The following is an 18,708-nucleotide window of genomic DNA, read 5'->3' on the forward strand; positions in this document are numbered from 1 at the left end:
CGGAGGTGATATGGCGCTACTGACGGATGATATGCAGGGAAAATTGATTGGCTTGCTGACGAGCGAGGGCTTGATTGAGCGGTCGGTTGTTAAGGAGGCGCAAAAGCGTGCCAGCGAGTCGGGTAAGCCGTTACTGTCACTATTGACCGAGGAGCACCTTTTGGAGAATGAATTATTGGTGCATGCGGTGGCGCAACTATCTGGTGTGCCGTATGTTAATCTCGCAAGCAGCGTGATTGAGCAGCACATCTTGAACCTACTGCCGGAGGATGTTGCCGAGCGATTTATGGCAGTACCACTGGCCGAGGTGCAGGGGCGCTTGGCGGTGGCGATGATTGATGCTAATAATGTCCAGGCGGTTGACTACCTAGCAAATCGTATTCAGCGGCCGCTGAAGGTATTTATGGCCTCCGAAGAAAGCATCCGTCATGTCCTTGGTCAGTACAGAACAGACTTATCATCGGTCAATGAAGCAGCGGAAGACTCGCAGCGCGAAGCACTGGATGAGTCATCGCAGAACATCGTGACGATCGTTCAAGATTCACCGATCTCGCGGGCGCTTAGTACGATCCTAGAGTATGCAGTAAAGAGCCATGCCTCGGACGTACACATTGAGCCATTAGAAAAGGCGTTGAAAATTCGCTGTCGTGTTGATGGCGTGTTGCGGGAAATTATGCAGCTACCAAAAAGTATCGAACCAGCGCTGGTCAGTCGCATTAAAATTCTATCAAATCTCAAAATTGATGAGCATCGAATTCCGCAGGATGGCCAGTTTGCGGTCAATGTGGCCGGCAAGGACGTTGACCTGCGTATCGCGATTTCGCCGGTGGTGTGGGGAGAGCAGGTGGTGATTCGTCTGCTTGATAAGACAGGTAACTCGTTTGATTTGACTGATATGGGGTATGCTGGGCGCGCACTGAGGGCCATCCAAAAAGGCATCAAGCGGCCGAGCGGAATGATTTTGACGTCTGGGCCGACCGGTTCAGGTAAGTCGACTAGTCTATATGCGCTGATCAAGGAAATCAAGGACGACTCGATCAATATTGTGACGCTGGAGGATCCGGTGGAGTACAAGATTGACGGCGTTAATCAGATCCAGGTGCATGCTGATGTTGGGCTGACCTTTGCATCGGGCTTACGGTCAATCCTCCGGCAGGATCCCGACGTGGTGATGGTCGGTGAAATCCGCGATACCGAGACAGCGAACTTGGCGGTGCAAGCGGCATTGACCGGACACTTAGTCTTCTCGACGCTGCATACCAATTCGGCGGCGGGTGTGCTGCCGCGGCTGCTGGATATGGGGATTGAACCGTTCTTGATCGCTAGTACCGTGAACACCATTATTGGTCAACGACTAGTCAGGCGGGTGGCGCCAAAGTATGATTCATATCAATCGTCACCACTTGAAACGGAGACTATTCAGTCAACGGTTGGCCACCTCCTGCCAAAAACCCAGGCTGACATATCGACTGTTTCGCAGGATTTGGGCTACAAGGCCTTGCCATTATCTGGTCAAGCCGCTTATACTTTAGTCAGGGGCCGCGATATGCCGCAGACGCCGCAAGGTTACTCAGGACGATGTGGTTTGTACGAGGTGATGGATGTCACTGAGGAGATTCAAAACTTGATCGTCAAGCGGGCGACGAGCGCCGAGATTCAGCGGCTTGCCATTCAGCAGGGCATGATAACGATGCGTCAAGACGGTTATCTCAAGGCGCTCAGTGGCGTGACAACATTAGAGGAAGTAAATCGGGTAGCAGCCGATACAGCATAAAAGAAAAGGGGGACGATTATGAACAATCAAGAATTACGCATCGAGATTTTACTAGAAGAGGTGGTTAAAAAGCGGGCCTCAGACCTTCACATTCAAGTGGGCTTGCCACCGATGCTGCGTATTGACGGAACGTTGGTCGCAGCAACGGGCACGCAGTCGCTTGATGAGGCGACCGTGGAGCGGCTGGTATTTCAGATTCTTGATGAGGATCAGCGGCAAATTTTGCTCAAAGATAAGGAGTTTGATTTTTCGTTTGCGTTCGGTACGCTGGGGCGATTTCGGGTGAATGCCTTTCATGAGAGGGGTAACTTGGCAGCGGCGCTACGCTTAATTCCCAACGAGATTAAGACTGCGCAGGAGCTGGGCATGCCGCCGATTGTCAATACATTTGCTGATTTCCCACGCGGGTTGGTGTTGGTGACGGGGCCGACCGGCTCTGGTAAATCGACGACGCTGGCGGCTCTGGTCGATAAAATTAATACCGAAAAGTCGCAGCATATCATCACTATTGAAGACCCGATCGAATTTACGCATAAGTCAAAAAAATCGGTGGTGGTGCAGCGCGAGGTTCATTATGACACCTATTCGTTCTCAGCGGCGCTGCGCTCTAGCCTGCGCCAAGACCCAGACGTGGTGCTGATCGGCGAGATGCGCGACCTCGAGACAATCTCGGCGGCGATTACCATTGCCGAGACCGGGCACTTGGTATTTGCGACACTGCACACCAACTCGGCGGCGCAGTCGATTGACCGTATGATCGACGTCTTTCCGCCGCACCAACAGCCGCAAATTCGGGCGCAGCTATCGAACATCCTGATGGCAATTTGTTCGCAGAGGCTGGTGCCGTCTATCGGTGGCGGTCGGGTGGTGGCGGCCGAGATCATGATTGCTAATCCAGCGGTGCGTAACATTATTCGCGAGGGCAAGAGCCATCAGCTGGATGCTGTCATCCAGACGGGCGCTGATCAGGGTATGCAGACCATGGATCGGACGCTGGTAAATCTGGTACAAAACGGTACGATTACCTATGATAGTGCCCGTGAGTTTGCGGTTGATCTAGCGGAGTTTGAGCGGCTTATCAGGGGATAGCGCATGAAAAAATATTACTATGAGGCCAGGGATTCAGCCACGCAAAAGATTACCAAGTCGGTTGTGCAGGCTGAGAGCGAGGTTGCCGCGGCGAAGCTATTGAGCGCTCAGGGCTTCGTGCCGCTGAAAATTGAGCTTCAAGATGAGCGTGAGGGCTTCTTTCAGCGATTGTCAAATAAAATATCGTCCAAGGACAAGATCGTTTTTACGCGGCAGCTAGCGACGTTGATTGGTGCGGGGTTGCCGCTGGCGCAGAGCATGCATACCGTGCTGGAGCAAACGCAAAACAAGCAGATGCAGAGTATCATTCAGGAGATAATTTCTGATATTGAGGGCGGTCGGCAACTATCAAGCGCGTTCGAGAAACATCCAGAAGTATTTGACAATGTATACGTAGCGTTGGTGGCAGCTGGTGAGGCGTCAGGAACGTTGGACGAAGCGCTTAAGCGCATCGCGTCGCAGCAAGAAAAAGATGCAGCGATGCTTAGCAAAGTGCGTGGCGCCATGGTCTATCCGGCGATTGTGCTGTTGGTGATCATCGCGGTAGTGGTGTTCATGCTCGTGATGGTAGTGCCGCAGGTCGAAGGACTGTATGGCAGCTTACACAAAGAGCTACCGTTCACAACGAAGGCCATGGTCAGCGTCGCTGGTTTTTTGGCGCAGTTTTGGTGGGCGTTGGTGATTTTACTTGGCATCGGTTTATATTTCTTTCAGCAGTATCTCAAAACCGAGGCTGGTATTCGCGCTAAAGATACGTTCAAGCTGAACATACCAGTGTTTGACGCCATGTTCCGCAAGCTGTACATGGCTCGCTTTACTCGTACCGGTCAAACGCTCCTTAATAGCGGAGTGGCGATGCTGGACATGTTGCGCATCACTGCTCGGGCAGTCAATAATTCAGTTATCCGTCAAGGTATTGAGCATGCTAGCGAAAAGGTGAAGGGCGGCAAGGCGCTGTCAGTGTCCTTAAAAAATGAGGATTATATCTTGCCGATGGTGCCGCAGATGATCAAGATTGGCGAACAGTCGGGTAAGATTGATGAGATGATGGGCAAGTGCGCGCAGATTTACGAAGAAGAGCTGGATGAGGAGATCAAGGCGATCACGACGACCATTGAACCAGTGCTGATGGTGGTCTTGGCGGTCGTGGCCGGCGTGATGGTGGGTGCAATAATCTTTCCAATTTATAATCTGGTCGGAGATATTAGCCTCTAGACAATCCATAAGCAGTACGGTACAATAACGAAAGAAAGTTAAGTCACAGAAAGGTGGGCAACTTCATGGCTCAGCAAAAAGCAAATCGAGGGTTTACAATTATTGAAGTCGTGTTGGTGCTGGCGATCGCCGGACTGATATTTTTGATGGTATTCTTGGCGTGGCCGGCCTTGCAGCGCAGCCAGCGCGACACACAACGACGCAGTGACGTGACTCGGTTCGTCTCGCAGGTGAATAGTTATGCAACAAATAACAAGGGAAGCATCCCGAAAACCGATACGGGGTCGATCAATAGTTTCCTCGATTCGTATATGAAGCGTGGCAACGGTGAATTCAAGGATCCGCAGACAGGCAACAATTACAGCGTGGTAACTGGCGTCGCCCAACAGGGTTCGGCAACGACCGAGAAGATGGTCTATGCCACGAGCGCTCAATGTGATGGCGAAAATATTGTTGCCAAAAGTGGTTCGCCGCGCTCGTTTGCCGTCAAGGTGCAGCTGGAAGGAAGCGGTGCGTTTTGTAAAGACAACCAAAACTAACCAGAGACAACGAATTATTGGCAGCCTTCTACTATCAGGGGGCTGCTTTTTTCATGATTTCTTGTTACCATTAACAGTATGATGGTAGTGACAATACTGGTGGGTGTAGCGATTCTTGGCGCAGTGATGGGAAGTTTTATCGGTGCTCAGGTGTGGCGAGTCCGTGCTCGGCAGCTCGTTGAAGACAAGCAGGCCGGCGAACCGGTTGATACGCTGGAACTCCGCCGCCTGAAGCTGCTGCTCAAACCTCTCAAGAAAGATCGATCGCAGTGTCTTTCCTGTGGGCACGAGCTACGCTGGTATGATTTGCTGCCAGTGGTGAGCTGGCTGGCTGCTAGAGGTCGCTGTCGGTATTGCCAGGCACCGATTGGCTGGATGGAGCTGGGGCTCGAAGTGGCGATGGCCGGGCTGTTTACAGTGGTGACGTGGCATGGCATGATGACGTTTACGGCGCCACTAATGATAACGAAGGTCGCGATTATGCTGATGGGGCTATCATATCTAGCGTTCCTGTTCGTGTATGACAAGCGGTGGTTTTTGCTTCCGGACGTGGCGAATTGGCCGTTCGTGATATTGGGAGCACTATTTGCTGGGATTCATGTGGCGACTGGTCAGCTACCGGGCGGAGTGCTGGGGTTGATAGCGGCGGTTGTTATCCTCAGTGGCGTGTACGTATTGCTCTACGTCGTGTCGAGTGGTCGCTGGATAGGGTTCGGTGATGTCAAGCTGACGCTCGGTCTCGCCCTCTTTTTAATGGATTGGCGACTAGCATTTCTCGCGCTGTTTCTGGCAAATTTACTCGGCACGCTACTGGTACTGCCGGGGATGCTTCGAGGCACAGTGCAGCGTGGAGCACGAATCCCATTCGGACCGCTACTAATCGTTGGCTTTCTTATTTCGTGGTTTTTTGGTGCCAGGATCGTGGATTGGCTTATCGTGATTTGATAGTGCTTATGCTATAATAATGAGCATATGAAGCGGTGGCAATCCGGGTTTACAATCGTTGAAGTGGTGTTGTTCTTGGCGATCACTGGCCTGTTGACCGTTGGCTTGTTAGCTGGCGTGAGTGCTGCACTGCGCCAACAACAATATCATGACGCTGTTCAATCGTTCGCCGGCTTTATTCGTGATCAGTATAGCCGAGTGATTAGTATTGAGAATGATCGGGGCGATCGCGACACATGTCCTGTTAAAGGTGCAACAAACGATGGAGCTCGGGGCCAGTCGAATTGCGTTGTCGTTGGTCGTTATGTCAAGTCGACGAATTCCGAGGCACGTTCATTTACCACCTATCCGCTGTACGCTCTGAAACGCTCGGGAGTGTGGACGTATAGTTACAGTGAGAGTGAGGCAAATACCTATACGGTTGGCTGGGGCGCGCAGGTGCGCTCACTCACGGTAACCAATACCATTGGTAGAGAACTGGCTTTGTTAATATACCGCGATCCAGATAGCGGGCAGGTTATCGTACGCACGAATGATGCGCCGTATTCACCAGCTAATATTAATAATTTTATTCGCAATATGCAGCCGAATGGCGGTATGTATACGGCCGATTTACAGCTGCGGCAGCGAGAGTTTTGTATCTATGATACTGGCTGGTCAGTTGGCCAGAGGCTGTCAGTCTTTTTGGGAGCAAAGGCTGGCTCGAGCGAGGCCGTGACGGTTGGTCATGCGACAAAGGGGTGCGATAATGAAGCGACGGCATAGCGCGCAGGGTGATACGATCATCGAAGTAGTCATGGCAGTAGCGATGTTTAGCATGCTGGCGATCGGCATCATGGCACTTATGAACAGCGGTATTGCTATGGCGCAGCGATCATTAGAGTTGACGCTTGTGCGGCAACAGATTGATAGTCAAGCAGAAATGCTGCGCTACATTCACAACAAGTCATCTCAAGCCGGCAGCTCATTTGCTACCCTCTGGGACGCGATGAAAGGTCGGACTATTGACCACGCCAATTCGCTACTGAATGTTAATCGATGTCCAGAGGCAATGCCGAGTGGGGGATTTGCACTAGCGCCCAGCAAAAATACCTTTCAGTTGATTACTAATAAGTATGAATTATCGCCGACATATGCCAAGATTTCAACTGCCCGAAATCCAATTTCTTTAGGTATTTCAATTCAGCTGGTGCGTGTTGAAGGTGGCCGCGCCTATGATGCGTACATTCAGGCCTGCTGGATGAGTGTGGGGACTGACCGGCCAATGACCACGGGGACGATTGTGAGGATGTATGACACAGCGGTATAGACGATACGGGTTTACCTTGATTGAACTGATGCTGGCGATGGCATTTGTGTCGGTGTTGCTGCTGGCGATTGCTACGATAGCGATCCAGGCTGGCAAGCTGTATAATCGAGGTCTCACGCTCAAAAGTATCAATCAGTCCGGCCGCGAAATTAGCGATAGCTTGCGGCGCGACTTTTTGCAGGCTAATGCCGGCAAGATAAGTGGTAATGCTAGTTCGGCCGTTGTCATGGTGCAGGCGGGGGGTGCCGATCGGAGCGGCCGACTGTGCCTAGGTGACTATTCATATGTCTGGAATGTGCCAAAGGTTGTCTCTGGAGAAGTGAAGTCCGGCGCGGGTATTATTACCGAGGTTGGCGGGCCGCATTCTGGTCGTCCGATTAATTTTGCTCGAGTGATTGACCCAGATGGCATGCTGTGCCAAAAAAATGAAACAACGGGGGCGTATATGTCAACGGTCGCGACGGATAAGGTGACGCATCTTCTCAAGCCAGCTGGGTCGAATGATGTGGTGCTGGCAATTCATCAAATGAAAGCAGCGCGAGTGGTAGGTGATAGCGGGGCAGACAGTCTGTATCGTTTGGAATTTGTCCTTGGAACCAGTCAGCTTGAGGCGGTCAATACAGCTAACGGCACCTGTAAGCCACCGGCGGATAACAGTGAGAATCTCGACTTTTGCGCAATAAATAGCTTTGAGATGATTGTGAGGACAAATGGATAAAATAGCGAGAAATAATCAATTAGGCGCGGTGTCGTTATTTGCAGTGATCTTTGCGACGCTATTACTAACGGTTTTGATGCTCGGCTTCATGCGGCTCATAATGGTTGATCAGCGACAGGCCCTGAATAATGAGCTGTCACAAAGTGCGTACGATGCGGCCCTGTCCGGTGTTGAAGACGCCAAGCGAGTCGTGCGTGCCTGTCAAAAAGGAGATAACGGCGGTAAGGCTTGCGAGCAGTTACGACTGCCTAATGACTGCAAAGTGGTCGCACGTGCGGGTGTTGCCGGTAATGTGACCGCTAACGAGACACTGATTCAGTCACGTCGCTCAGGGGATGGTAAAGAATTTAACCAAGCCTATACCTGTGTCAATATTACGATGGATACGGAAGATTTCCTGGTAAGCATACCCGAAGGATCATCTCGTCTCGTACCACTGAAAGCCAAAGCTGAATTTAATAAAATTATCCTCGAGTGGTTTACTAAAGAGGATGCGAATGGTAACGTGGCTGCTGGACGAGTAAAGAATGCTGCTTCGGCGTCAACTTCGCTGCCGGCGTACAGCGACTGGGATGAGTCGCCGTCTCGTCCTGCACCCGCGCTATTACGCACTCAGATGATTTTTCCAGGTGATACATTCGACCTTGCTAGTCTTGATAGCTCTCGTGTTGCGACGATGTTCCTTTATCCACGGACGCTGAGTGTTCCCGGGCCGACGAACGGAGGTGTATCGGCAATTAATCTACCGCGAGCGGGCGGTGGTGGGCAATTTAACAATGCTCCGACACCGGTGAGCTGTTCTCCGGATTTTGCTAATAGTGGCTATTCGTGCCGAGCCACAATTGATATATCGCCTGTTACAGTCGCCGCCAGCGTTAATTCATTCTTGCGTCTGACACCGCTATATCGCATGTCACACGTGCGAATTGCCCTATATAATGGTGCAGAACCGGTCAAGTTTGATGGTGTTCAGCCGGCGGTCGATGCGACTGGTCGTGCCAGTAATGTGTTTCGACGGGTTGAGGCGCGTCTCCAGATAGGTGACGATTTCCCGTATCCTGAAAATGCTATTGACCTTGAGAACAGCCTCTGTAAAGACTTTTCGGTGACCGAAGGCGGCGTAACGCCGGGTAACTGTCGGCCGTAGTGTCTTAGGGACCTATCTCGTATCACTGTGAAAGCGTTCGTGGACGTCTTTGAGGTGCTGGTCGGTGACGTGTGTGTAAATCTGGGTCGTGGCGATATTGCTATGACCAAGCATTGATTGTACCGCCCGTAGGTCCGCTCCATTCATCAGAAGGTCGGTGGCAAAGCTATGACGCATAGTGTGCGGACTAACGTGTTTGGTGATGCCAGCAAGTCGGGCATAGTGCGATACCATCCGCTGGATCGAGCGAGCACTCAGCCGACGATAATCGCCAGAAACTGAAGGCTTTGCTAGGCGCCTGCTATAGCTGATGAATAGAGCCGGCAAGCTGTCACTTCGCGCATCAAGGTAATTTTTGACGTGCTCGGCAGCGGACATTGAAACGAATATCGGCCGGTCTTTCTGGCCCTTGCCGCGCACCATAAACTCGCGTCGAGCGAGATTGATGTGGTCACGGTTCAAGCTAACAAGTTCCGACACGCGCAGTCCGCTCGAAAACAAAAGCTCAATGATTGCTCGGTCGCGAAGGCCCGGTTCATTGTCCAGGGGGATCTGCTCGATTAGTCGTACCACCTCGTCGTAGTGAAGAAATGTGACTTGTTTGCGAACGGTTTTTGGTAGGGTAATCTTGTCGGCTGCCAGTGATGAGATATCCCGTTGTGATAAATACGTCAATAATCCGCGTAGAGCGATCAAGTGATAATTTTGTGTAATTAACAACAATTCTTCACCGGTGTTGCTATTTTTATAACGGTTTAACCAGAGGCGATACTTACGAATTGTCTCTGATGTTATTTTTGCAACATTAATATCACCAGCAAAATCAATGAAGCGTTCAAGGTATAATTTGTAGTTCTCAATGGTGCGAGGACTACGGCCACCCTCAACTTCTAGGTGCTCCAGGAAATCTGCTAATGCTTCGGAGAAATACATAGTTTAATTTTAACAACATCTATACCGTTTATCAAATGAATACTTTTTGCTATGATGAAGAAAATAATACACGAAGGAGGCGTATGGCTGAGTCAAAAAAGAAGAATATGTGTGGCATTGAGCGAACACTGATTGTGTTCAAGCCTGATGCAGTACAGCGGGGAATCGTCGGTGAAATCTTGCAGCGATTTGAGCGCGTTGGCCTCAAGATTATCGGTGTCAAGATGGTGGCCCCGGGTCGTGAGCACTACTTTGCGCACTACGAAACGATTGGCAAGATGGTAACGCGCCGTGGTGAAGAAATCTTTGGTATGACGCTTGATATGATGATGGACGGGCCAGTTATCGCTATGGTCCTTGAGGGGGTTGAGGCGGTCGCCGTGGTGCGTAAAATTGTCGGCCCAACTGAACCGAAATCTGCCGACATGGGTACGATTCGTGGTGACTATTCGCATGTTAGCTTTGGCTATGCTAACGAATGTCGGAAGGGCGTGCCAAATCTGATCCATGCGTCGGGTGATCCTGACGAGGCAGAGCAGGAAGTCGCTCACTGGTTTAAGCCCGAAGAATTGATGGACTATGTTACATTAAACGAAAAGTTTACTCGATAGCATTCTCGTCACTCAAAACTACCCGTGCTATAATTAACACGGGTGGTTTTTGTGTATGCCTCGGTAGCTCAACTGGATAGAGCAGATCCGTCCTAAGGATAAGGTTGCAGGTTCGACTCCTGCCCGGGGTACCAAAGCATTATGACAAAGAAAGCCAAATCAACCAAAGCATTTGATGGTCAGCGCGATGGCGAGGAGCTGTTGTTCGTGTTTCGTCGACATATTATTGCTATGCGCAAGGGTTTTTACTTACTGCTCGTTCCGATGACGATTGGCGCGCTACCGTATCTTATCTGGCAGGATAACCTCAATCTTTTGTGGGTATTTCTTGGTAGCTTTGTTTTTGGACTCGTTCTGTTTGGTTATCATTTTTTGATGTGGTTTTATACGTATTACATTGTGACAAATCAGCGACTTCGCCAGATAACGCAGCATGGTTTTTTTGGTAAGGATGTAATTGAACTTAAGCTAGCAAAAGTCCAGAATATCAGCTACGTTGTGCCCGGTTTTACGGGCGAAATGTTCAAATTTGGTACAATAGTTATTCAGACGTTTGTTGGTGATCTTGTCATCAAAAACGTTGAACATCCAGATAAGATTTATAATAAGCTGCAAGATGCGGTGGACCTCGCCGCTGAAAGGAGTGATCGTGCCAAAGAAAACAACGAAGGGTAAAAAAAAGGACAAGCGTTCACTGCCGTCACGGATTACCAATGACACGGTCGCGGAGCATCGCGAAAAGGTGCTGGCTGGTGGGCGTAAACACAAATATCCGATACAGTACTCCAAGCATAAGCTAGTCTGGAACACGATTTTTATTAGCATAGCCGGGCTTGTAACGGTGATTGTTCTATTATATCTTCAGCTCTATGTTTGGAAGGACACGAGCGATTTAGCATATCGTATTACCAAAATTTTGCCGCTACCGGCCGGTTCAGTTGAAGGGGAATTTGTACGCTATAGCGATTATTTACTATATAATCGCGGTAATATGGCGGTGCTTAAGACTCAGGGTCAAGATCAGGCTGGTGATAAAGTTGCTTTTCAGCGGCAGCGAGCCATGAACCAAGCGGTGCAGGATGCATATGTGCGCAAGTTAGCGAGAGAAAGGGGTATATCGGTTGATGATCGAAGAGTTGATGAAGAGATGGACCGCCAGCAAAAGGATGCCGGCCTGTCAAAAGAAGCCTACCGTTCGGCGGTAAAAGATATGATAGGCTGGTCGCTTGATGAGGCGCGTGATGGTATTAGGGCATCGCTGCTGCGCTGGGAGGTATCATTCGCTGTTGATGAAGCGGCGGCCAACCTTGTTAAGGAAGTCGAAGCGCAGCTCAAGGCCAGTAAATCGTTGACGGATGTCGCAGCGGCGTTAGGTGAACGAGTACAAGTAATGCCAGAGACGGTTGTTCCGAAGACCAACAAAGACGGTGGCTTGACCGAGGCGGCGATTAAAACTGCAGATGGTACGATCTCTGGGGTTATTAAACCGCTCGGTGGCGATGGCTATTACTTTGTTCAGCCACGCTCGCGAGACGATAGTTCAGTCACTTATTCATATCTCAAGATTCCATTGACGACGTTCAAGACTAATTTTGATAAGCTGATTAATGGTAAAAAAGTCACGTATTATGTCCACCTCGACCAGCCGGCTGAACAAAAGTCAAGTGAGCAGAAATAGCCTTCCGTTATCCATTGTCATCTTTGCGAAAGCCTTGCCCATCTGCTATAATCCTTGAGGAGGCATGCCGCTGTAGCTCAGTTGGTAGAGCGGCGCTTTCGTAAAGCGTAGGTCACCGGTTCGAATCCGGTCAGCGGCTCCAGAGTAATATGAAGAAGCATATCACAAGCACATTACGACAGATGATGAAAGATCGCTGGCTGTTTGGTCTCGTCGTTGCTAATGCCTTGTTGGCGTTAGTAATCATTATCTCCTTTGCTATTACTATTAAACCCAAGGAAACTCAGATCATTGTTCAGCACAGTGCGTTTAGTGTGACGGGGCTGTATCGCGGTCACTGGTATTCACTCTGGGCGTACGGCGTGCTGCAGCTTATGATTACGGTTGGACACATTATGTTGAGTGCCAAGCTTGCTGCGGCCCAGCGTCGTGATTTAGCGTTGGCGTTCCTTTGGTTCACAATTGCTATATCAGTTATGCTAGCACTGTTTGCTTACTCAATAATCGTAATTGCGTCGGTGGTGTAGGGTTATGGATATAGAGATACCACTTGGTAAACGAAAGCCATTCTATCGATTCTTGGAGGTCCTGCCGGGTCTGTTAAGCTATGGCGCGGTTATTCTTCTTATCGTGTTGTCGATGTTTAGCCCGCTGATCGCGTCGCTCTATCTGCTCATTATTATTCTGTCGATGATGGTACGCGTTGTCGGTATCACGTATCATATGGTTGCTGGCCGCGCCAAAATGGATAAAGCGAGTCTGATTGATTGGCATGCGCGTCTTGAAGATCTTGAAGACGCACAGGCGGTATATGCACGTATTCGCGACCAACGACATAAGGAGGTTGGTTTTACGCAGCATAAAGAAAACTTACGCCTCATCGCTTCCGCGCAGCCAGGGTTTTTCCCGAAGCCGTCGGAAATTTATAACGCAGTTATCATGCCCGCCTACAATGAGAGTATTGAGGTGATTGAGCCAGCCATTCAATCAGTGATTGCCACTACGTACGACAAAAAACACATGATTATGGTGTTTGCGTATGAGGAGCGGGGCGGTAAGGATATTGACACAACTGCCAAGACACTACAAAAACGCTATGGCAAGTATTTTCACGCCTTTCACATTGTCAAGCATCCAAAAGACATTCCAAATGAGGTGATCGGCAAGGGTGGCAATATTACGCATGCCGGGCGCTGGCTGAAGGGGTGGCTCAAGGAGCAGCATATTCCGTATAGTAACGTTATTGTTACGACGATGGATTGTGACAACAAGCCACATGAAACCTACTTTGATTACCTGACATACGAATATATCGTCCGCGAGGACCGTAAGCACTACTCATATCAACCAGTTTGCCTATTCACTAGTAACATTTGGGACGTGCCGGCGCCGATGCGTGTGGTCGCGACGGGTAACTCATTTTGGAATATTATTAGCTCAATGCGCCCTCATTCGCTACGTAATTTTGCTTCACATGCTCAACCGATGGATGCGCTCGTTGAGATGGACTTCTGGAGTGTTCGAACGATCGTCGAAGATGGCCACCAATATTGGCGCAGTTATTTCTATTTTGGTGGTAACTACGGGGTCGTACCACTCCATGTACCGATTTATCAAGACGCGGTATTGTCAGCCACGTATATGAAAACGCTCAAAGCGCAGTTTATTCAGCTTCGTCGCTGGGCGTATGGAGCATCTGATGTCGCGTATGTTGGCGAACGGGTCTTTACCAAGCAGCGTAATGTACCATTTTGGGCTGGCTTTTCGCGATTTGTCAGGTTGCTTGATGGACACGTGACGTTAGCCTGTGTTTCAATTCTGATCGCTTTTGGTGGCTGGGTACCACTTATCATTAATGCCGAGGCCGCCCGTAGTGTCGCCGCGCATCAATTGCCTGATACGGTGAGCACGCTGCAGCAAATTGCGCTAATTGGTATGGCGATAGCGATTTTTAGTGCCTTCAAGCTTTTACCGTCACGTCCAATTCGCTACACGCGCCGCCGGAATATCTGGATGCTCTTGCAGTGGGTGCTGATGCCGGTGACGGCCATTGTCTATAGCTCCGCCGCAGCATTCACTGCACAGACCCGTCTGTTAGTTGGGCGGTATCTTGATAAGTTTGACGTCACCGAAAAAGCCACAGCGGCGATTAATGCTCGCCAGAAGGCGACTGCACGTAAACGGTCGAAGGCCTCCCGCGTCGCCGAGAAGTGATGAGTCGGTGCTGGGCGGCGTACTGGAGTGCCGCTACCGGGTCGTAACGTTGGAGAATCATGTGTGTTATTTGAGCGATGATTTGTGTAGATAGCGGCTTACCTTGCTTGATAATCTGTTCCTGCACAGTTTGTGCAAGGAAGTAGCTGTCATGTGCTGCAGCATGCTTATTATGTTGAAAGCTACGGCTAATGCTTATGATGAGCTTTCCTAGATTGAAAGGGGTGGTTGACCCGTCGTGTGTTAGCACCATGCGCCCGTCTAGCGTAGCCCGTTCGTATGTCGTAAAGACTGCACCACATTCTGGACAGGCCCGTCGCCGCCAGACGCTGGGGTGTTTCGTGTGCTTGCGGGAGTTTTTGGTAGTAGTTTTATCGTGAAAACAATTTATACAAATCATATCAATATATTGACATATCGCTATAAAAAATACTAGTGGAAAAGTATATGAAAATGTGTAAAATAGAAAAAACTAAAAACCCCCGCACTGCGAGGGTTGTATGCAATAATGGTGGGCAATAGAGGATTCGAACCTCTCACCTCTTCAACGTCAATGAAGCGCTCTAGCCAAATGAGCTAATCGCCCGTCTATTCCCAATAATAGCAGGAATTAGTGGTGAATGCAATTACCTCTTGCGGAGAGTGTAGGGGTCGGCCGTCACGTCGTTTCTTGGCGTAGCATTACGGATCCGCTACCTAGTAAATACGATAAAGGTTGCCCAGAGCTTTTAACTATGCTACGGTGAGAGTAGCGAGGACGGAGACTAACCACCTCTCGAGCAACGTGAAAGCGGTTGCGGCGCACGAAACCAGCCGGAGCAAGAGTCATCGCCAAGGTGGAACCTCCTGGCTTGTCCCCAGGACCGAGGCACGCACGCTATATGCGTTGGGCGTGCTTTTATAATTACTTTAAAGGAGGTTTTATGAGTGAAGATAAACTCTATGCAATGCGACACAGCCTGGCGCATATTATGGCGGCGGCCGTGCAGCGATTATGGCCAGATGCCAAATTCGGAGTCGGTCCGGTCGTTGAGCATGGGTTTTATTACGATATTGATCTTGGTGAAACGAAGATCAGTGAGCAGCAGTTCAATAAAATTGAAAAGGTAATGCGACGGATCATTGCCGAAAAGCAAGATTTTGTGTGCACAAAATACCCGATTGATGAAGCAATTCAATGGGCCAAAGACAGCCATCAGCCGTATAAAGAAGAACTCCTTAATGACCTAAAACGTGCCGGGACAACGGTAGCAAAAGATCTGGACGCTGCAGAAATGGGTACAATTGCTGAAGGTAATAGTGCGCTTGATGAAGTCTCATTCTACACAAACGGATCGTTTAAGGACTTGTGCCGTGGACCCCATGTTGCAAATACCAGTGAGGTCGGCGCGTTTAAGCTGATGCGGGTTGCGGGCGCCTATTGGCGGGGCAATGAAAAGAATCCTCAAATGCAGCGACTATACGGCGTGGCTTTTGCTACGCAGGAAGAGCTGGATAAATATTTGAAGAAATTAGAGCTAGCCAAACAACGTGATCACCGAAAGCTAGGCAGGGAACTTGATCTATATACAACCTCACCGTTAGTGGGTGTAGGCCTGCCGTTATTTACACCTCGTGGAACTGTTCTGCGTGATATCGTGGCCCAATACTCAAACCAACTGCGTCAGAGGTTTGGTTTTGAAAAAGTCTGGACGCCGCATATTACCAAAAAGGATCTGTATGAAACGTCGGGCCACTGGGCCAAATTTGGCGAAGAGCTGTTTTTGGTTAAAAGTCAGGAAACCAGTGATGAAATGGCGTTAAAGCCGATGAATTGCCCGCACCATACGCAGATTTTTGTTTCACAACCTCGTAGCTACCGCGATATGCCGGTGCGCTACTTGGAGACGACCACTGATTATCGTGACGAGAAAACCGGTGAGCTTGGTGGTCTGAATCGCGTGCGCTCATTAACCCAGGACGATAGTCATGTTTTCTGTCGTCCAGATCAAATTGAGCAAGAGATCAATAATTTATTGTCTGCCGCCCAGGAACTGTACGGTACTATTGATATGAAACTGCGGGTTCGACTGAGTTATCGTGATGGCTCTGATGCGTACTTGGGCGAACGTGAGCTGTGGGCTTCTGCACAAAATCAGTTGAAATCAGCAGTTGAAAAAGTTGGTTTGGACTATTTTGAGCAGGAAGGCGAGGCCGCCTTTTATGGTCCAAAGATTGACTTTATGGCGACTGACGCTATTGGCCGTGAGCACCAAGTTGCGACGGTGCAACTGGACTTCGTGCAGCCGCAACGGTTCGGCTTAGAGTATACCGAGAGTGATGGTAATTTTACAACACCTGTGATGATTCACTGTGCGCTGCTCGGGTCGATTGAACGATTCTTGAGTGTCTTCATTGAACACACGGGTGGCTGGTTCCCGTTTTGGGCGGCGCCGGAACAAGTACGCATTCTAACGATTAATGACACCGTCTTAGACTATGTTGATGAAATTACATCGATTTTATCAGAGGTGACCTTAATGAAACCGATAAAATACAACGATGTAAGATTTACAATAGATAGTCGTAATGAATCCCTCGGGAAAAAGATTCGTGAGGCGACTGTTGTAAAAATACCAATACAGATTATTGTTGGGCCAAAGGATCAGATAGCACGTGTCGTAAGCATCAGGACGCATGCGGGTGAAGAGCAAATTCCGCTTGAACAGCTAGCTGAGTATGTACGGGGACTGTAATCTTGTGCGTAGGCTAAGAATTGCAATTGATATCGACGATGTTCTAGCAGAAAATGCAATCGGGTTTGTGGCGTTTAGCAATGAACGGTGGAGCACACGATTGAGGGTTGATGACTATAGCGAACATTGGTCAGAGATGTGGCATGTTGATAGCGAGGAGGCAGAACGGCGTGCTCATGTCTTTCACGACTCTGGTGCGATAAAGGGATATGCTCATATAGGGGGGGCGGAGGAGGTGCTTAGAAGCATGTCGCAGGTGCATCATCTCATGGTGGCTACTTCGCGTCGCTTGCAGGTGCAAAGCGATACACTGCTTTGGATCGAGGAGCATTTTCCAGGGGTTTTCGCCAGTTCTGCGGTCTACTTCTCTGGCCTATGGGATACGGTGCACGAGGACTCTCATAAACTGACAAAAACAGAGTTAATTACGCAAATTAATGCTGATGTTTTAATTGATGATCAGTTGAAACATTGTTTAGCTGTTTCCGAGACTGGTCGTAACGCCATCTTATTTGGTGATTATACTTGGAATAGGGCAGATAGCTTGCCGGATAGAGTGGTGCGATGCCATTCGTGGTCAGAAGTGGAGGTGGAAATTGAGCGAATTGCCAATAGCTAGCTTGCGAGACCGGATCTATATTCTCATGGCGCAGCTACCTGACGACAAGGTGACGACGTACGGTGACTTGGCAGCACTGTCTGGACACCCGCACGCAGCGCGAATTGTGGGTGGGATAGCGCATGGTGGCCCAGAGAATTTGCCGTGGCATCGCCTAGTGAACGCGAAAGGTGGCTTGGCGGTAGGTTTTCCGGGTGGGCAAGGTGTGCAAAGGCAGCTACTTGAACAAGATGGTATTTATTGCGATGAGAGGTGGCGGATAATTGATTTTGAGGAACGACGATGGCGGCCGAAACTATAAAAGCAAAATTACCCCTAGTTGTTATCGCGGGGCCGACTGCTAGTGGTAAGACCTCGCTAGCAATTCGCCTGGCAAAACAGTATAATGGCGAAATAATTTGTGCCGATAGCAGAACAATATATCGAGATATGGATATTGGTACGGCAAAGCCAACTATGGCTGAGCGAGAAGTAGTGCCTCATTGGGGCCTTGATTTAGTTAGTCCGGGCGAGGCATTTAGCGCCGCACAGTTTAAGGAGTATGCTTTGCAAAAAATAAGTGAAATTCGCTCTCGGGGGCGGTTACCATTTCTTGTTGGTGGTACGGGTCTTTATATTGATGCAGTACTTTTTGATTTTCAATTTGGAGACCCTCCTGATTCTGTTTTACGGTGTGAGCTAGAAAAAAAGACGGTAGCTGAATTGCAATATTATTGTTGTAAATACAACATAAAATTACCAGAGAATAACAAGAATAAGCGCTATCTTATACGTGCTATTGAACAAAAAAATAAAAATAACAGATATGAATTTATGATTAGAGATAATAGTATCGTTGTAGGTATAGCAACAAATAAGGAAATATTACGAACAAGAATTATGTTCAGATCTGAACAATTATTTTTAAATAATGTTGTGGATGAAGCAGTGCTGTTGGCCCGGAAATATGGCTGGGATAATGAGGCCATGACAGGTAATGTCTATCCGTTGGTCCGAGAGTTTTTGAATAAAAATATTACCGAAAGTGAATTAAAGCGGCAATTTGTTGTAGCTGATTGGCGGTTAGCGAAGCGACAGATGACGTGGCTGCGGCGTAACCCGTTTATCATGTGGGCGACGCTTGACTCTGCTGAACACTATTTGTCACAACTTTTGGCTCAGGCGTAAAATTTATGGTACAAT

General features: G+C 49.2%; 19 protein-coding genes and 3 tRNA genes. 20 read left to right on the top strand and 2 right to left on the bottom strand.

Going from position 1 to position 18,708, the window contains the following annotated elements; all coding sequences use genetic code 11:
* Nucleotides 1-10: 10 nt before the first annotated feature.
* The 9 genes from FBF27_00520 (at nt 11) to FBF27_00560 (ending at nt 8,736) form a co-directional block, all read left to right on the top strand.
* Complete coding sequence (locus tag FBF27_00520; protein ID QJU08915.1) at nt 11-1,774, top strand: type II/IV secretion system protein; 1,764 nt, start codon at nt 11-13, stop codon at nt 1,772-1,774.
* 18 nt (nt 1,775-1,792) lie between these two features.
* Nucleotides 1,793-2,863 (top strand): type IV pilus twitching motility protein PilT, encoded by a 1,071-nt coding sequence (locus tag FBF27_00525; protein ID QJU08916.1) that lies wholly within the window; start codon nt 1,793-1,795, stop codon nt 2,861-2,863.
* 3 nt (nt 2,864-2,866) lie between these two features.
* Nucleotides 2,867-4,078 (top strand): type II secretion system F family protein, encoded by a 1,212-nt coding sequence (locus FBF27_00530; protein QJU08917.1) that lies wholly within the window; start codon nt 2,867-2,869, stop codon nt 4,076-4,078.
* Between the two features lie 65 nt (nt 4,079-4,143).
* Entirely contained in the window at nt 4,144-4,617 is a 474-nt protein-coding gene (locus FBF27_00535) for a type II secretion system protein (GenBank protein ID QJU08918.1), read from the top strand.
* A gap of 78 nt (nt 4,618-4,695) precedes the next feature.
* On the top strand, nt 4,696-5,562 hold the full coding sequence (locus FBF27_00540) for a hypothetical protein (protein QJU08919.1): 867 nt from the start codon (nt 4,696-4,698) through the stop codon (nt 5,560-5,562).
* Between the two features lie 27 nt (nt 5,563-5,589).
* Nucleotides 5,590-6,327 carry a type II secretion system protein gene (locus FBF27_00545; GenBank protein QJU08920.1) on the top strand — a complete coding sequence of 246 codons (738 nt, stop codon included), beginning with the start codon at nt 5,590-5,592 and terminating at the stop codon, nt 6,325-6,327.
* Entirely contained in the window at nt 6,311-6,871 is a 561-nt protein-coding gene (locus tag FBF27_00550) for a hypothetical protein (GenBank protein ID QJU08921.1), read from the top strand. Before FBF27_00545 ends, FBF27_00550 begins: the two co-directional genes overlap by 17 nt.
* A complete protein-coding gene (locus FBF27_00555; protein ID QJU08922.1) occupies nt 6,855-7,589 on the top strand; it encodes a prepilin-type N-terminal cleavage/methylation domain-containing protein in 735 nt (244 codons plus the stop codon). The genes FBF27_00550 and FBF27_00555 overlap by 17 nt, the downstream gene beginning before the upstream one ends.
* Entirely contained in the window at nt 7,582-8,736 is a 1,155-nt protein-coding gene (locus tag FBF27_00560) for a hypothetical protein (GenBank protein ID QJU08923.1), read from the top strand. Before FBF27_00555 ends, FBF27_00560 begins: the two co-directional genes overlap by 8 nt.
* A 12-nt stretch (nt 8,737-8,748) precedes the next feature.
* Here FBF27_00560 and FBF27_00565 read toward each other — a convergent pair whose 3' ends face one another.
* The gene (locus FBF27_00565) at nt 8,749-9,669 is read right to left on the bottom strand and encodes a hypothetical protein (protein QJU08924.1); all 921 of its coding nucleotides are present in this window, start codon (nt 9,667-9,669) and stop codon (nt 8,749-8,751) included.
* A 107-nt stretch (nt 9,670-9,776) separates the two neighbouring features.
* Between FBF27_00565 and FBF27_00570 the strand changes: the two genes are divergently transcribed.
* The 7 genes from FBF27_00570 (at nt 9,777) to FBF27_00600 (ending at nt 14,172) form a co-directional block, all read left to right on the top strand.
* On the top strand, nt 9,777-10,280 hold the full coding sequence (locus FBF27_00570; protein ID QJU09644.1) for a nucleoside-diphosphate kinase: 504 nt from the start codon (nt 9,777-9,779) through the stop codon (nt 10,278-10,280).
* A gap of 57 nt (nt 10,281-10,337) precedes the next feature.
* Nucleotides 10,338-10,414 (top strand) — tRNA-Arg (locus FBF27_00575).
* Between the two features lie 7 nt (nt 10,415-10,421).
* On the top strand, nt 10,422-10,955 hold the full coding sequence (locus FBF27_00580; protein ID QJU08925.1) for a PH domain-containing protein: 534 nt from the start codon (nt 10,422-10,424) through the stop codon (nt 10,953-10,955).
* Nucleotides 10,930-11,958 (top strand): hypothetical protein, encoded by a 1,029-nt coding sequence (locus tag FBF27_00585; GenBank protein QJU08926.1) that lies wholly within the window; start codon nt 10,930-10,932, stop codon nt 11,956-11,958. Before FBF27_00580 ends, FBF27_00585 begins: the two co-directional genes overlap by 26 nt.
* Before the next feature lie 66 nt (nt 11,959-12,024).
* Nucleotides 12,025-12,100, top strand: a tRNA-Thr gene (locus FBF27_00590).
* A 7-nt stretch (nt 12,101-12,107) separates the two neighbouring features.
* Nucleotides 12,108-12,485 (top strand): hypothetical protein, encoded by a 378-nt coding sequence (locus FBF27_00595; GenBank protein QJU08927.1) that lies wholly within the window; start codon nt 12,108-12,110, stop codon nt 12,483-12,485.
* Nucleotides 12,486-12,489: 4 nt separating this feature from the next.
* Nucleotides 12,490-14,172: a glycosyltransferase family 2 protein gene (locus FBF27_00600; protein QJU08928.1), complete on the top strand. Its 1,683-nt coding sequence runs from the start codon at nt 12,490-12,492 to the stop codon at nt 14,170-14,172.
* 509 nt (nt 14,173-14,681) lie between these two features.
* On the opposite strand, the gene FBF27_00605 is transcribed toward FBF27_00600, so the two are convergent.
* A tRNA-Val gene (locus FBF27_00605) sits at nt 14,682-14,758 on the bottom strand.
* 337 nt (nt 14,759-15,095) lie between these two features.
* Here FBF27_00605 and FBF27_00610 point away from each other — a divergent pair.
* Genes FBF27_00610 through FBF27_00625 form a run of 4 tightly spaced genes read left to right on the top strand, consistent with a single transcriptional unit; the run spans nt 15,096 to nt 18,693 of the window.
* Nucleotides 15,096-16,907, top strand: coding sequence for a threonine--tRNA ligase (locus FBF27_00610; protein QJU08929.1), 1,812 nt, complete (start codon nt 15,096-15,098; stop codon nt 16,905-16,907).
* Nucleotides 16,891-17,526 carry a hypothetical protein gene (locus FBF27_00615; protein QJU08930.1) on the top strand — a complete coding sequence of 212 codons (636 nt, stop codon included), beginning with the start codon at nt 16,891-16,893 and terminating at the stop codon, nt 17,524-17,526. The genes FBF27_00610 and FBF27_00615 overlap by 17 nt, the downstream gene beginning before the upstream one ends.
* Nucleotides 17,504-17,827, top strand: a complete 324-nt coding sequence (locus tag FBF27_00620) for a cysteine methyltransferase (protein QJU08931.1) — start codon at nt 17,504-17,506, stop codon at nt 17,825-17,827. Before FBF27_00615 ends, FBF27_00620 begins: the two co-directional genes overlap by 23 nt.
* Complete coding sequence (locus tag FBF27_00625) at nt 17,809-18,693, top strand: tRNA dimethylallyltransferase (GenBank protein ID QJU08932.1); 885 nt, start codon at nt 17,809-17,811, stop codon at nt 18,691-18,693. Before FBF27_00620 ends, FBF27_00625 begins: the two co-directional genes overlap by 19 nt.
* The last annotated feature ends 15 nt before the right edge of the window (nt 18,694-18,708 follow it).

This window comes from Candidatus Saccharibacteria bacterium oral taxon 488, from assembly GCA_013100805.1.
Classification (GTDB): domain Bacteria; phylum Patescibacteriota; class Saccharimonadia; order Saccharimonadales; family Saccharimonadaceae; genus Nanosynbacter.